The 14,167-nt window shown below is 71.0% G+C and carries 13 protein-coding genes, 1 tRNA gene and 1 pseudogene; 8 read left to right on the forward strand and 7 right to left on the reverse strand.

The annotated features are described in order from the left end of the window. Positions 1-83: 83 nt before the first annotated feature. Positions 84-653, forward strand: a complete 570-nt coding sequence (locus ACFVX6_RS08645; RefSeq protein ID WP_389689332.1) for an NADPH-dependent FMN reductase — start codon at positions 84-86, stop codon at positions 651-653. Here ACFVX6_RS08645 and ACFVX6_RS08650 read toward each other — a convergent pair. Then, on the reverse strand, positions 643-1,827 hold the full coding sequence (locus ACFVX6_RS08650) for a M20 family metallopeptidase (RefSeq protein ID WP_389689443.1): 1,185 nt from the start codon (positions 1,825-1,827) through the stop codon (positions 643-645). The genes ACFVX6_RS08645 and ACFVX6_RS08650 overlap by 11 nt on opposite strands. A gap of 226 nt (positions 1,828-2,053) precedes the next feature. Here ACFVX6_RS08650 and ACFVX6_RS08655 point away from each other — a divergent pair, with 226 nt between their 5' ends. The 4 genes and pseudogenes from ACFVX6_RS08655 to ACFVX6_RS08670 all read left to right on the forward strand — a co-directional run bounded on the left by ACFVX6_RS08655 (position 2,054) and on the right by ACFVX6_RS08670 (position 3,658). Continuing rightward, positions 2,054-2,401 (forward strand): hypothetical protein, encoded by a 348-nt coding sequence (locus ACFVX6_RS08655; protein WP_250741240.1) that lies wholly within the window; start codon positions 2,054-2,056, stop codon positions 2,399-2,401. A gap of 122 nt (positions 2,402-2,523) precedes the next feature. Further along, positions 2,524-3,106, forward strand: a pseudogene (locus ACFVX6_RS08660) (bifunctional DNA primase/polymerase). After that, positions 3,097-3,170 (forward strand) — tRNA-Lys (locus tag ACFVX6_RS08665). The pseudogene ACFVX6_RS08660 and the gene ACFVX6_RS08665 overlap by 10 nt, the downstream one beginning before the upstream one ends. Positions 3,171-3,337: 167 nt before the next feature. Beyond that, complete coding sequence (locus ACFVX6_RS08670) at positions 3,338-3,658, forward strand: hypothetical protein (protein ID WP_389689334.1); 321 nt, start codon at positions 3,338-3,340, stop codon at positions 3,656-3,658. 44 nt (positions 3,659-3,702) lie between these two features. Here ACFVX6_RS08670 and ACFVX6_RS08675 read toward each other — a convergent pair whose 3' ends face one another. Beyond that, positions 3,703-4,944 carry a M6 family metalloprotease domain-containing protein gene (locus tag ACFVX6_RS08675; RefSeq protein ID WP_389689336.1) on the reverse strand — a complete coding sequence of 414 codons (1,242 nt, stop codon included), beginning with the start codon at positions 4,942-4,944 and terminating at the stop codon, positions 3,703-3,705. Positions 4,945-5,289: 345 nt separating this feature from the next. On the opposite strand from ACFVX6_RS08675, the gene ACFVX6_RS08680 reads away from it, so the two are divergent. After that, a complete protein-coding gene (locus ACFVX6_RS08680; RefSeq protein ID WP_389689338.1) occupies positions 5,290-7,206 on the forward strand; it encodes a putative bifunctional diguanylate cyclase/phosphodiesterase in 1,917 nt (638 codons plus the stop codon). Between the two features lies 1 nt (position 7,207). On the opposite strand, the gene ACFVX6_RS08685 is transcribed toward ACFVX6_RS08680, so the two are convergent. The 4 genes from ACFVX6_RS08685 to ACFVX6_RS08700 all read right to left on the reverse strand — a co-directional run bounded on the left by ACFVX6_RS08685 (position 7,208) and on the right by ACFVX6_RS08700 (position 10,140). Further along, the gene (locus ACFVX6_RS08685; RefSeq protein WP_389689340.1) at positions 7,208-7,396 is read right to left on the reverse strand and encodes a DUF397 domain-containing protein; all 189 of its coding nucleotides are present in this window, start codon (positions 7,394-7,396) and stop codon (positions 7,208-7,210) included. Then, positions 7,356-8,204: a helix-turn-helix transcriptional regulator gene (locus tag ACFVX6_RS08690; RefSeq protein ID WP_389689342.1), complete on the reverse strand. Its 849-nt coding sequence runs from the start codon at positions 8,202-8,204 to the stop codon at positions 7,356-7,358. The genes ACFVX6_RS08685 and ACFVX6_RS08690 overlap by 41 nt, the downstream gene beginning before the upstream one ends. Before the next feature lie 107 nt (positions 8,205-8,311). Next, positions 8,312-9,193, reverse strand: coding sequence for a TIGR03620 family F420-dependent LLM class oxidoreductase (locus tag ACFVX6_RS08695; protein WP_389689344.1), 882 nt, complete (start codon positions 9,191-9,193; stop codon positions 8,312-8,314). After that, entirely contained in the window at positions 9,190-10,140 is a 951-nt protein-coding gene (locus ACFVX6_RS08700; protein ID WP_389689346.1) for an NmrA/HSCARG family protein, read from the reverse strand. Before ACFVX6_RS08700 ends, ACFVX6_RS08695 begins: the two co-directional genes overlap by 4 nt. Before the next feature lie 96 nt (positions 10,141-10,236). On the opposite strand from ACFVX6_RS08700, the gene ACFVX6_RS08705 reads away from it, so the two are divergent. Both ACFVX6_RS08705 and ACFVX6_RS08710 read left to right on the forward strand, forming a co-directional pair. Next, entirely contained in the window at positions 10,237-10,815 is a 579-nt protein-coding gene (locus ACFVX6_RS08705) for a TetR/AcrR family transcriptional regulator (protein WP_389689348.1), read from the forward strand. Positions 10,816-10,948: 133 nt separating this feature from the next. Continuing rightward, positions 10,949-12,124: a serine hydrolase domain-containing protein gene (locus tag ACFVX6_RS08710; protein WP_389689350.1), complete on the forward strand. Its 1,176-nt coding sequence runs from the start codon at positions 10,949-10,951 to the stop codon at positions 12,122-12,124. Positions 12,125-12,202: 78 nt separating this feature from the next. Here ACFVX6_RS08710 and ACFVX6_RS08715 read toward each other — a convergent pair whose 3' ends face one another. Then, positions 12,203-13,909, reverse strand: coding sequence for a glycosyl hydrolase family 18 protein (locus ACFVX6_RS08715; protein ID WP_389689352.1), 1,707 nt, complete (start codon positions 13,907-13,909; stop codon positions 12,203-12,205). Between the last annotated feature and the right edge of the window lie 258 nt (positions 13,910-14,167).

The raw sequence follows: 14,167 nt of genomic DNA on the forward strand, positions 1-14,167 counted from the left end.
ACGTCACCCATCTCTGCGGTCTCATGAGCGGGACGTCATAGGTGACACGTCAACAAAGCCACCCCGGCCGTGAGGAGCCCGCCATGAACCCGATCCGCCTGCACGTCATCTCCGCCTCCGTCCGCCCCACCTCCGCCGCCCGCCCCCTGGCCCGCTGGGCCGCCGACCTGGCACGCGAGCAGGAGGAGGGCCGCTTCGAGGTCACCCCCGTCGACCTCGCCGAGATCGCCCTGCCCTTCCTGGACGAGCCCGAATACGCCTCCACCGGGATCTACACCCACCCCCACACCCGCGCGTGGAGCGCCCTGGTCGACTCCGCCGACGCCTTCCTCTTCGTCCTGCCGATGTACAACGGCGGCTTCACGGCCCCCTTCAAGAACGCCGTCGACTTCCTCTACCGCGAATGGCAGGGCAAGCCCGCCGGCCTGCTCTCCTACAGCGCGGGCGGCTCCGGCGGCGCCCCGGCCGGCCGGATGCTGCGGCCGGTGCTGAAGGCCGTCGGCATGGTGCCGGCCGAGGCCTCGGCGGCCGTCCCGGGCATCACGGAGCTGGTCACGGCCGACGGGTTCCGGGCCCCGGAGGGCCTCGCGGGCGAGCTGGCGGCCGTACTGGACGAGCTCGCCGCCCTGGCGAGGACGCCGGTCAGCGCGTGACGAGCGTCCCGGCCAGGTGGTCGTACGCGGCGTGCGCGTGCAGCCTCACGCCCGTGACCAGGGTGTCGTCGTCGGCGTAGAAGCCGGGGTGGTGGTTGCCCACCAGACCCCGGCCGCCGGGGACGGGCGCCGGTTCGCCGCTCGCCGGGTCCAGGGCGGTGTCCTGGACGCCGAGCATCACGTACAGCCCGCCGAAGCGGGTGATGAGCTCGGAGACGTCGTCGTAGCCGAGCCTGCCACCGACCTCCACCACCCGGTCCGCGCCCGCGACCCGGCGCAGGGTGGGCAGTGCGGCCTCGACCCAGGCCGCGTCGTTGCGCACGGCGGGCACGTCCTGGAGCAGCTCGACGGTCGCGGAGGCCCCGTAGGCCTCGGCGGTGTGCTCGGCCAGCGCGGCCAGCCGGCGTTTGACCTCGGGCATGTCCCGCTCCTCGGCGCAGCGGATCGTGCCCCACAGGGTGACGGTTTCACCGATGACGTTGAACCGGCCGACGTCCTCGATGTGGCCGATGGAGACCGTGACCGGGGAGAACGCCGACACCTGCCGGTAGAGCTGGCCGATCCCGGTCAGCAGCGCCCCGACGGCGGGCATCGGGTCGATGCCGTGCCAGGGGGAGGAGGCGTGGGACTGCCGGCCGGTGACGGTGACGCGGACCAGGCAGGAGGCCCCGTACATCGGGCCGGACTTGTAGCCCACCCAGCCCTTGGGGTGCGGGGTGACGTGCATGCCGAAGGCCATCGTGGGGACGGGGTCCGCGAAGGCACCCTCGGCCACCATCAGGCGCGCCCCGCCCTCCTCGTCGACCGGCGGGCCCTCTTCGGCGGGCTGGAACACGAACAGCACGGTTCCGGGCAGCCGTTCCCGCACCCGTACGTCGGCCAGTGCGCGCGCGGCTCCGAGGAGCATCGCGGTGTGGCAGTCGTGGCCGCAGGCGTGCGAGGCCTGCCCGGTGGCGGCGAAGTCCGCGCCGCACCGGTCGGGGACGGGCAGCGCGTCCATATCGGCCCGCAGCGCCGCCACCCGGTCCCCGGACAGGCCGCCGCGCAGCACCCCGACCACCCCGTGCCCGGCGATGCCGGTCCGCACCTCGTCCAGTCCGAACCCGGCGAGCTCCCGCGCCACGAGCCGCGCGGTCGCGGCCTCACGGTTCGGCAGCTCCGGATTCCGGTGCAGATGACGGCGCCATCACCTGCTCGATGCCCTCGTCGCAGAGCTTGTCCAGCGTCTCGTGCACACCATCGGTCATACGCACGTTCTAGCCCATGCATCGCGACCCTCGGGCGCCCTTGCGCGAAGCTGGACAATGGACGGTGGCCCGGAAGCTTTCGACCCGGAAGCTTTTCGACCCGGGAGACTTCCAGGCCCGGGAGCTTCCCTCACGTCCAGCAGGAGGACACGCATGGCAGAGCCCGAGCGGACCGAGCGGAGGCTGCGGCCCGCGCAGTTGCTCTTCGAGCCGTCGGAGACCGTCACGGACCCCGAGCACTTCTTCGACCTCGAATCGATCGACGACCCGCGGGAACTGCTGGTCCGGGCGACGGAGCTGACCCTCGCCTTCCGCGCCGCCCAGGAGCGGGCGGTGGAGTTCCAGGCGGTGGCGGCGGCGCAGCTCGCCGATCCCCGGCGGTTCGACCGGCTGTCGGCGGCGGCGATCGCGGAGCAGGCGGAGTGGACCGAGGACTACGCCCGCAAGATGATCGAGTTCGGTGAGTCCCTGCTGCGAGGCACCGCTCCCGAGGGTGCCTGAGGGCGCGCCCGGCCGCGTCCCCTGGCATATGCAGGGCGCAACATACCCCAGTCCCACCCGGCCTGTCCCGGTTTCCCGTAACTCCCGGAGATCGGTCCGCTACCGCGGGTAGACCTGGACGTATGACGACGCTGACCAGCTGCCCCGCGCTCGACCTGCGGACGACGACCGCCTCCGCGACCCACGTCACCCCGGCCGGCGCCGCCTGGCTGGCCTCGGCCTCCGCCCAGCCCGGGGGCACGCTGGCCGCCTGGCAGGCCCGGCCCACCGCGCCCGCCGTGCTGCCCTGCGGGACCGCCTTCGACGTCGTCAACGTCCCCCTCGTCCTCGGCCGCCGGATGCTCGACCTGCTCTGGGCCGAAGGCCCCGGCTCGGGGCCCGCCGCCGTGCACCGCGGGCGGACCCTGCTCTTCGCCGCCCCCGGCACGGCCCACCGGCTCCCGGCCCTGCTGGCCTGGGAGGAGTGGAGCACCCCCGTGCCCGCACCGCTCTGCCACGGCCCCGGCGACGCCGTCACCGTGCCCCCGCTGGCCGCGGACGGGGGGCCCTCGCGCTGGCTCGTGGCGCCCGACGCCCGGCTGCCCTGGCTGCCCGGACCCGAGGCGCTACTGTGGGCGTTCGTCCGGGCCACCCGAGCTGCGGATATCGATTTTTCCGATCGCCGCTCGGGGTGCTAATGTCTCTCTCGTCACCAAGCGCCGCTAGCTCAGTTGGTTAGAGCAGCTGACTCTTAATCAGCGGGTCCGGGGTTCGAGTCCCTGGCGGCGCACAGACAGAGAAAGGCCCCCACGCAAGTGGGGGCCTTTTTCGTTGTGTCGCACGTGATCACGTTGCGGCGCAGGCGGGCGGACCGGCGCGCGCCCACCCCTAGGCGGCATGGTCCAGACCTTCTGGGGTGAGCGTTCGTCAAGTCCTTCCGCACACAGTCGCCTTGGGGTGGTTGATGGTCACGCGCCGGACCGCGGGCCGCGCGAACTCATGGTGCAGCTCTGGTACCCCGCGCTCCACACCGCCGGCTTCCGCCGGGCCCCGTACACCACGAGCCGGGTCGCCGGCTCCCTCGAGACGGGCCTGCCGCTCAAGGCGGGCACCCTGGGTGCCGTGCGTCCGCCCGCCCGGACCGGCGCACCGGCCGTGCCGGGAGCACTGCCGCTGGTGCTGCTCGGGCACGGACGCAAGGGCGGCCGCAGCTGGCGGCCGACACCGGCCACCTCACCTATACCGATCTGCCGCACTTCGCCGTTCCGGGCGGCCTGACGGAAGCCGCCCGCCTACCGCTACCGCCGCCGCTACCGATCCCCCTACCGCTCCCGTGTGATCTTCACCGTGTACGCGCCCGACTGCGTGCGGTCCGCCACCTCGACGGTGATCCGCTCCTCCGGGACGGTGAAGGTCTCCCCCACCTCCAGCGGGGCGTCCGCCAACGGCGGGTACACCGACCGGTCCCAGCAGGCCTCGGTCTGGGGGTGCGCGTCCACGACCTCGATCGGCCCGCCGCCCGAGGCCGCCTCGTTGCGGACCCGATAGATGAGGACGCCCTCGGTGCAGGTGTCCCCGTCGTTGCCGGCGGAGCCCCGCGCCTCGACGGCGATCGCGCTGCCGGGACCCGTACGGATCACCGCGAGCCGGGTGCCGCCCGTACCGCCGGGGCGCGGGGCCTCGGACAGCGGCTGGAGGGTGTGCAGGGAGGAGCCGGTTCCCACGCAGTCCACCTGGGAGGCGTCCAACCAGCCGAGCTTCCACTTCTGCCAGGCGAAGAGGTCCGGGGCCATGCCGAACTGGCTGCCCATGACGTCCCAGTCCCCTACGTACGTGTCCCAGTCGCCCTTGCCGTCCGAGGGGCGGTGGTAGAGGTCCGGCAGGTCGAAGACGTGTCCGGTCTCGTGGGCCAGCACGTTGCGGTCCGGCGGGTGCTTCTCGAAGACCGTGACGATGCGCCGCAGGTCGGCGCCGTCCGCCCAGATCGGCTGCTCGAAGTTGACGACCTTGGTGGCGTCGGAGTCGACGCCGGGCGCGTCCGGGTCGGCGACGAAGTAGACGACGTCGTACCGGCTGAAGTCCACCGACGGGTCGGCTCCGGCCACCGCGTCGCGCAGGTAGGCGGCCCGGTCAGCCGGGGCCCAGTCGCGCTGTATCCCGTAGGCGACGGACGGCTTCGGCATCTGGATCCACTGCTTCTGCGGGTGCGGGACCAGCCGGAAGCGGCCGTAGGAGGCCCGCTCGAAGAACTCGCTGGTCGCCGGGAAGTAGTCGGCGGTGAGTTCCCCGGTGGACAGGGTGGTGCGGTGGTCGGGGAAGGAGAGGAAGACCATGACCGCGTTGAGGGTGCGCTCGGGCTTGGGGTAGGCGCCGTTCCAGCTGTCCAGGCCCAGGGAGTGGTGGGCCGCGGTACGGGTCAGCGCGCAGGGTCCGGCTCCGGGAGCGGCGACCGCGGGTCCCGCGACGAGCGACATGGCGGCGAGCGCCGTCAGGGAAGTGAGCGCCGCCGCCGTGGTTCGCATGCGGGAGCGGTCCACTCCCCCGGGTGTCTGCTGTCGCGGCACATCGACCTCCGGTGGTGGATTAGTACCTCTTCATCCACCTTGGGGCGATTGTCTTACTAATGCCCTGTTCCGCTGCCCCACACGAGTGAGCGCTAGGGCAAGCCGGTGACGCCGGGTTTCGCACATTCGCCTACGGAAAGTCACGACCGATCAGGTCGGGTCAGCGGTGGGCGTCGGATGCTCACAGCCGTGCGGAAACGATCATTCGCCGTCAGGCCGACGATCCGTCATCACGCCGAACTCCCGCGCCCCACACGGCGTCGCCGCTGGATAGGGCCGTCCGGGAACCTCTATGATCGGCACACTTTCCTGCACGGACACTCACACGCACTGCGGGAGCCAACGGTGAGCGGAACCCCAGATGGAACCGGTTCGGCGGCCGACAGCATCCGACCGGCCATGACGCAGCGTCACCCGGTAACGCCGGCGACGACGGCAACCCCGGACCGCGCCGACCACCGAGCCGACTACCAGGCCGACTATCGGGCCGCCTTCAACGCGGCCCACCTCCCCATGGCCGTCGTCGACCGCACCGGCCACATCGCCGGAGCCAACGAGGCCCTCGCCGCGCTCCTCGGCTCCGAGCCGCACCTCCTCGCCGGGCAGTCCGCCGCCGACCTGGTCGACCTGGCCTCCGAGGCCCGGACCTGGCAGGCCTACCAGGAGGTGCTGCGCGGCCGGCAGGCCCGGCTCCGCTGCACCCGCCGCCTCAAGCACCCCGACGGCCACTCCCTGTGGACCGAGATCACCCTCGGCCCCGTCCCCGGGACCGGGGACGTCCTCCTCTCCGTCGCCGACATCAGCGACCGGCGCGACCTCCAGGCCCGGCTGCGCCACCTCCAGATGCACGATCCGGTGACCCGGCTGCCCAACCGCGCACTGTTCTTCGAGCGGCTCTCCGCCGCCCTGGAGGCGTCCTCGTACGGGCAGAGCGGGACGGGCCGGATCGGCCTGTGCTACCTGGACCTCGACGGGTTCAAGGCCGTCAACGACACCCTTGGCCACCGGGTCGGCGACCGGCTGCTCACCGCCGTCGCCCAGCGGCTCACCCAGTGCGCCGACCAGTCCGGCTACGGGCGCACCGGCGGCCACCTGGTGGCCCGGCTCGGCGGCGACGAATTCGCCCTGCTGGTCGAGGAGTCCACCGGCACCGAGCAGCTCGCGGACCTGGCGCGGAGCGTCCTGGCGGCCGTACAGGAGCCCTTCGACCTGGCCGGCCAACGGCTGGCGGTCTCCGCGTCGATCGGCGTGGTGGAGCGGGCGGCCGCCGGAACCTCGGCGACCGGCCTGATGCAGGCCGCGGACACGACCCTCTACTGGGCCAAGGCCGACGGCAAGGCCCGCTGGACCCTCTTCGACCCGGAGCGCAACGCGCACCGGATGACCCGCCAGGCCCTGTCCTCGACGCTGCGACCGGCCGTGGAGCGGGGCGAGTTCACCGTGGAATACCAGCCGCTGGTGGACCTGGAGAGCGGGGCGGTGCGCGGGGTCGAGGCCCTGGTGCGCTGGAACCACCCGCAGTTCGGCCTACTGACGCCGAATCGGTTCATCGGAATTGCCGAAGAAGACGGTTCCATCGTCCAGTTGGGCCGGTGGGTGCTGCAGACCGCCTGCCGGCAGGCCCGGCGCTGGCAGATCGAGCAGCCCAGCGACTCCCCCGTCTTCGTCTCCGTCAACGTGGCCGTCCGCCAGGTCTGGGACTCCGACCTGGTCGGCGACGTGGCCGAGATCCTGGCGGAGACGGGCCTCGCACCCCAGCTCCTCCAGCTCGAACTGACGGAGTCGGCCGTCATGGGCTCGGCGGGCCGCCCGCTCCAGGCCCTCCAGGCGCTGAGCGACATGGGGGTGCGGATCGCCATCGACGACTTCGGCACCGGCTACTCGAACCTGGCCTACCTCAGCCGCCTGCCCGTCTCCGTCCTCAAACTGGACGGCTCCTTCGTCCGCGGCTTCCGCTACGAGGACGGCTCCCACCCGAACCCGGCCGACGAGACCATCGTCGAAGCCCTGGTGCAGCTCGCCCACCGGTTGGGCCTGACCGTGACCGCCGAATGCGTGGAGACCGCCGGCCAGGCGGCCCGCCTGCGACGCGTCGGCTGCGACACCGGGCAGGGCTGGCTGTACTCCCGGGCGGTGGCGCCGGAGGCGATCGCGGACATCATCCGCCGCCAAGCGGCTGCCGCCGTGGGAGCGGACACGGACCCCGGGCAACCGGAGGATCCCGCCCAGCCGGAGGGGCCCGCGCCGCACCCCGAGGTCTGAGTCAGAGACTCCGGACGAACACGCCGAACGCCTCCGGCGCGATGGTGAAGGCGGGCCCGTCGGGACGCTTGGAGTCTCGGACGGCGACCCGGCAGGGCTGGGCGGCGATCTCGACGCACTCGCCGCCGGTGTTGCCGCTGTAGCTCGACTTACGCCACACCGCGTTGGTCAGGTTCTGGCTGGTGCCCATAGCGTTCCTCCATTACGCGGATGATCAATGCCGCCGATTCCTCCACGGAGAGAGCAGCGGCTTGCAGGTGAGCGTAACGAAGGGCAGCTTCCTTCACCGTGTCTGGGTTGGCTGTCATGCGCCCGGAGATGAGGTCCTCCGAGTAGACGATGTCCGGATCGCCGTCGAACCTCATCGCGGTGAAGGAGCCGATAAGGCTGGCGTGTTCACCAGCCGAGAACGGCAGCACCTGAATCCTGACCCAACGCCTGCCCCGGAAGCTCAGGAGATGATCGAGCTGCTCCCTCATGACCTCCCGTCCCCCGATCGGCCGGTAAAGGGCGGCTTCGTCCAGCACCACCCATACCATGGGCGGACGGGCCCGATCCAGGATCCGCTGACGGTCCAGGCGAGCTGCCACCAAATCGTCCAGATCATCCGGCAGCCCCGTCGCAAGTACGGCACGGGCGTATCGGGGCGTCTGCAAGAGCCCGTAGACCAACTGAGCCTGATACGTGGAGATGAACGCCGCCTGGGCCTCCATCTCCGCGAACGGTTGGAACCAGCTGGGCAGCACGCTCCGTAGGACCAACCCCACCAGTCGGGAGAAATGCCCGTCCGTACCCAGCGCAGCGTCAAGCCGCTCGGAGAAGTCCCGGGTAGGGACCCGCTTCGTGTTCTCGATCATGCCGATCAGCGAGCCCGAGCAGTAGATGATGTCGCCCAGTTGCTGCTGCTTCAGCCCGGCGGCTTCTCTCAGGCGGCACAGCTCGTAGGCGTAGTAGTCCAGCGGCGAGGCGCTGGGATCGAGAGCGCGGACGTTGACCATGGGCGGCCACCCCTGTGAGAACGCGTACGGATCCAACTCATCGCCGAGCGTAATGACTTCGACACGCTCCGGTACGGGGAATCCGGCAACTGTGCAGACCTGCCTGGTCAGTCGATCAGGTGCACGGCCAGCCGCTCCCACTGCCGTTCGGACGGGGAGTCGGACCCGGTCCTCACCAGGTGGAGGCTGACGTGGTCGGCCCCGGCGTCGAAGTGCTCGTGGACCCGGTCGGCGATGTTCTCGGCTCCGCCGTGGACCACCAGCGCGTCGACCAGTCGGCTCCCGAGCGCGTCCGGGTTCTCGTGGCCGAGTCCACGCAGCAGGTCCCGGCGGTTCGGCAGGGCGGCCGCGGCCGCGGTGCGGGCCGGTTCGGCCGTGTCCGCGTGGTCATGGCCGAGCACGCAGAGCTGCGTGACGACCAACAGGCCGTCCTCTCCGAGGATGCCCCTGGCTGCGCGGGTGTACTCGACGGGCATGCCCAGAACCGTTGCGCCCAGGGCGCGTTCGGCCGCGAGGGCGAGCATGTCGGGGCCCAGGGCGGCGAGGACGCGGTTCGGTGAGGCGGCCGTGCCGGGTGGCCCGAACGGGGCGCTGTCCAGCGCATCGAGGTAGGTGCGCATGGCGGCCGGCGGAGGGCCGTAGCGGTGGCCCCGGATGTCCTGGGCCAGGCTGGGGTGACTCTCCCACAGGCCGAGCAGGAACCGTCCGGGGGCCGCCTCCTCCAGGGTGCGCTGTGCGGCGGCTGCCGTGACCGGGTCGCGGGCGTAGATGTCGGTCATGCCGGAGGCCACGGTGATGCGCCGGGTGGCCGCCAGGAGGAACGCGGCCTGTGCCATGGCCTCCCGCCCCGTGGTCTCGGGGAACCACAGGGTGCCGAAGCCGAGGTCCTCGACCGCGGCGGCAGCCTTGCGGACCTCGGCTGCGGAGAGGTTGTCGAAGTCCGCCGCCCAGATCCCGACGCGCCCGGGGCCGTGGATACGGGCGCTCATGCGTCCTGTCCCGCGGTGCGCGCGGAGTCGAGGAACGCGGCGATCCGGGACGCGCCGGTGCGCTCCAGCCAGGTGTGGAGGTCCATCGTGCCGGGGTGGATCCTGCGCGTGGCGGGGATGTCCGCGCGGTATCCGCGTTCGTTGAGCCACTCGTTGGCGTAGGCGAAGTCTTCGCTCAGGGCCCGGATCGCGTCGATCGGGATCTGAACGTAGGGCAGCGGTATGCCGAGTGCCTGCCCGATGGCTTCCGCGATCCGGACCGGCGTGAGTTCGTCCCCGGCCAGGGAGACGGCCCGGCCGATCCACTCCCCGGGCCGGGAGAACGCCAGCGCGGCGACGGCGCCGACGTCGTCCACGGCCATGATCTGCTGGGGGACCTCCGGGGCGAGGCCGGTGGACAGGTTTCCGTTCCGCAGCGCGTATCCACCGGTGAAGTTCTCCATGAAGGACACCGGCCGCAGGATGGTCGCGGGCAGGCCGAGGGCGGCCATGTGCTGCTCGATGTGCCACTTGCTGACCAGGTTCACCGGCAGCTTCTCCTCAAGGTGCCGGTCCGCTTCGGCGACCGAGGTGAAGACGAAGTGCCCGACGCCCGCGGCGTGCGCGGCCTCGGCGACGTTGACCCCCCAGCGCACCTCGTCGTCGGCGGTGAAGTCCGGCCCGGTTCCGGGCGATCCGACGGTGGGCTGGACGCTGAACAGACCCCAGGCGCCCTGGGCCGCGGCGGTCAGGGACCCGACGTCCTCCATCCGCGCCCGCACCACCTGCGCGCCGGCCCGCGCCAGCGCCGTGGCCTGCGGCCCGTGCGGGTCGCGCGTCAGCGCGCGCACCTGCCAGCCGTCTCGGAGCAGGTGACGGGTCACCGCCCTGCCCTGCAGGCCGGTCGCGCCCGCCACCACGACGGTCTTCTGCTGCGTCAGCTTCACGTTCTCCCCCATCACGTGCATGCGGAAGAGGAGCCACACCTAAGTGGGGTGGCCCCCCATTTCTTGTTCGCTACGATATGGAGGACCACCCCACTTATCAAGCCTTCAGGAGCACCCGTGCCGAAGGACGCCACCGCCCCGCCCCGTCGGCCGCTGCGCGCCGACGCCCGCCGCAACGTCGAGAAGATCGTGGCCGCCGCCGGCTCCCTGATCGCCGAGCACGGCGCGGAAGCCTCCCTGGAGGAGGTCGCCCGCCGGGCGGAGGTCGGCTCGGCCACCCTGCACCGGCACTTCCCGTCCCGGCAGTCGCTGCTGGAGGCGGTCTTCAAGGACCGGGTGGCGGCCCTGTGTGCGAAGGCGGAGGACCTCCTCGCCGAACCGGACCCGGGCCAGGCGCTGTCCACCTGGCTGCACGCCGTCGGTGCGCACGCCGTGACCAACCGCGGGCTGGGGGCTTCACTGGTCCAGGACGGGGACCCGGCCCTGGGCGAGAGCTGCCACGACATGATCACCAATGCCGGGGAAGCACTCCTCGCGCGTGCCCGGACGGCGAACGCCGTACGAGCCGGGATCAGCATCGCCCAGCTGCTGACGCTCGTCGGCGCCATCGCGCTGGCCACCGAGCACATGACCGAGGGCCCGGCCGAGGCCGACCTGCTGCTGGCGATCGCCATCGACGGCGTACGCACGCGCTGACCGGGGTTCTCACGACCCGGGTCCTCACGAGCGACCCTTTGGCTCACCGCGGATGTCCATCCGGCTGGCACCCGTTCGACGAGGGGCGCGAGCCGGATGGCTGTGGGCCCTCGGCCGTTCCTAGCCTCGGTTCATGATCTCTCGTCGTTCGTGGTTATCAGCCGCGGTGCTCGCGCTGACCGTGTCGTCCCTACCCTCCGCCGCGGCGTCGGCCGCACCACGCCCCTCCGACACGGCCTGGTCCGTACAGCGTGACGCCGACGCACTGCGGGACACCGGGGTCACCGGGGTGTCGGTCCGTCTGGAGACCCCGCGCGGGACGGTCACGGCCGGCTCCGGTGTGGCGGACCTGATCACGCGCCGCCCGGTTCCGGAGGACGGGCACCTGCGCCTGGGCAGTACCACCAAGACGTTCGTCGCCACCGTCGTACTGCAACTGGTGGGCGAGAAACGGCTCTCCCTCGACCAGACGGTGGAGGAGCTGCTGCCCGGGGTAGTGTCCGGCGCCGGGAACGACGGCCGGACCATCACCCTGCGCGATCTGCTGCAGCACACCAGCGGTCTGCCCGATTACATCTTCGACGTCTTCCCCGACACCACCAGCCAGACCTACTCGGCCAATCGGTGGCGCGCCTACGAGCCCGAAGAGCTGGTGGACCTGGCCATGCGCCATGAACCCGCCTTCCCGGCAGGCACCGACTGGGCGTACTCCAACACGAATTACGTGCTCGCCGGAATGATCATCGAGAAGGTCACGGGCCGCACCTGGGAACAGCAGGTCCACGACCGCATCCTGCGCCCGCTCGGCCTCCGGCAGACCGCCACCCCCGGCACGTGGCCCTTCCTTCCGCATCCGCACGCGGCCAACTACCAGCAGTTCACGGCGAACGGTCCCCTGGTCGACACCACCATCCCCTACCGCCCCTTCGACAGCGGAGCCGACGGCTCGATGACGGGCACGGCCCGCGACCTCAACCGCTTCTTCGCCGCACTGGCCAGTGGACAACTGCTGGCTCCCACCGAACTCGCCGCCATGCGCAGCACCGTGCCGGTGCCGCCGGACAGCGGCCACCCGCAAGGCACCCGGGACGGCCTGGGCCTGTTCTTCACGCCCCTGTCCTGCGGTGGCGGCTACCTCGGGCACGGAGGAAGCGGCTTCGGATACGCGATCCGGGCGGCGACCACCACGAACGGACGGCGCACCGTCACCGTCTCCGCGCACAGCCGCTCCGCGGACCCGCAGACAGCGGCCCGCCAGGAGGACGCACTGCGCACCCTCATCGACCACGCCCTGTGCCGCTCCGCCTGAGGCGGCGCTCACACAGCAGCCCCCGCACCCTGGGAGGGGAGTGCGGGGGTTGCCGGCGCTCGGCGCGGGGTGGGGGGATCAGCAGGCGCCGAGGTCCTTCCAGACACCCCATTCACCGGTGGTGCCGGGCACCTCGTTCTGCGTCCACCACTGGGCCTTGTACTTGCGGCCGTTGTACGAGACCTCGCTGCCACCGGTGTAGACGGTGCCGTGGACGTAGGCCGCGGCGGTGCAGCCCGTGCTGGGCGGCGTCGTCGGAGGCGTGGTCGGCGGGGTCGTCGGCGGCGTCGTGGGCGGGGTGGTGGGAGGCGTGGTCGGCGGGGTGGTCGGCGGCTGGGTGGTGCCGCCGAGGGAGTCCGAGATCTGGTTCAGCAGGGTCGCGTTGGCGTCCAGGCCGAGCAGGGAGTACATCATCGCGCCGGCCAGGCCGCGCTGCTTGCCGTAGTCGACACGCGCCTGGATGGACTTCTGGTTGAGGCCGGTGAAGAACTCGCCGTCCTTGAAGAAGTACGAGGCCTTGGCCTGGTCGTCCCAGAAGGTGGTCGCCGGGTTGTCGACGATGCCGCCGAGCTCCTTGTAGAGCGCGATGCCGGCCTGCTGGCTGGTCGGACGGGCGGCGGAGGCCAGGGTGGCGGGCTGGGCGAGACCGTTGGTGGTGCCGGGCTGCACGCCCTTCCAACCGCGGTAGTAGAACTCGTAGCCCAGGACCAGCTTGTTGGCGGGGAAGCCACCGGTGATCCCGTAGGCCGCGTTGCCGTCGAGCCAGGAGTCGATGGCGTTCTTGATGCTGTACTTCTCGGTGCCCGGGGCGATCACGTCGGTCGGGTCGGACGAGGAGGGCAGCAGCGGGGACTGGTGGTACGTCGGACCGTCCGAGTCCCAGGCGCCGTGCATGTCGTACGTCATGATGTTCGCGTAGTCGAGGTACGCGCCGATCTTGTCCGTCTCGATGTACTTGATCTTGTCCTGGCCGGCCGGGAGGGCCGAGGTCAGCAGGTACTTCTTGCCGCCGTTGGCCGCGCCGTAGGCGTCGAGCTGGCTGCGGAACTCCTTGAGCAGGAGCGTGAAGTTCTGCTTGTCCTCGGGGGCGTAGTGGTTGCCGAGGTGGCCGCCCGACGAGCCCGGGTACTCCCAGTCGATGTCGATGCCGTCGAAGATGCCGGCCGCGCTGCCCGCGCCGCCGTAGCCGCCCTCGACGGGCAGGTTGCCCTTGATGTACTGGTCGATGCAGGAGGAGACGAGCTTCTTGCGGGAAGCGTCGGTCTTGGCCGCGTCGCTGAAGTACTTCGAGTAGGTCCAGCCGCCGAGCGAGATGTTGATCTTCAGGTTCGGGTACTTGGCCTTGAGCTGCTTGAACTGGTTGAACACGCCGACGATCGGCTGGTCCCACTTGTCGGCGACGCCGCTGACGCTGTCGGCCGCGCTGAAGGACTTCTGGTAGTCGGCGTACGAGTCGCCCGCACCGTCACCGGCGTTGGGGTTGTTGTCGTCGCCCGCCGCCTTGTTCGCCTCGAAACAGGTGAGGTTGGTGGGGTGGATGTTGCCGAACGAGTAGTTGATGACGTCCAGCTTGCTCGCTATGCCACGGGTGTCGAGGTGCTTGGGATAAAAGGCGTTCCCGTAGACGCTCCACTGGTCGTAGTAAGCGATCTTGACGTTGCCGGCCGAAGCGGTGGTCCCGGCCTCGGCGGCCGAGGCGGTGGTGAGTCCCGCGAAGGCGGCCAGCGTCCCGCCGGCCAACGCGGCCGTGGCGGCGGCCGCGATGAGGGATTTACGGATGTGCATGAACTGCCTCCGGGGAAGTGGGAGGGGAAGGCAAGACTTCAGGTGGGGATAGTGATAGCGATCACTCGGGGCCGGAGTCAATGGTTTGGACCAAAGAAGGACTAGACCACTCACGACCCAGAACCCCACGTCAGCGACGTGGGACCACACCAAAAATCGCCCGCCACCCACGGTGACGAGCGATTTAAGGCTCCCTTCATTCACCCTCCGGCAAGGTTTCAGCAACAAACCAGCCAAACTCCGGATGCCGGCCCGTGC

The sequence above is a fragment of the Streptomyces sp. NPDC058289 genome, assembly GCF_042880975.1.
Classification (GTDB): domain Bacteria; phylum Actinomycetota; class Actinomycetes; order Streptomycetales; family Streptomycetaceae; genus Streptomyces; species Streptomyces stoeckheimensis.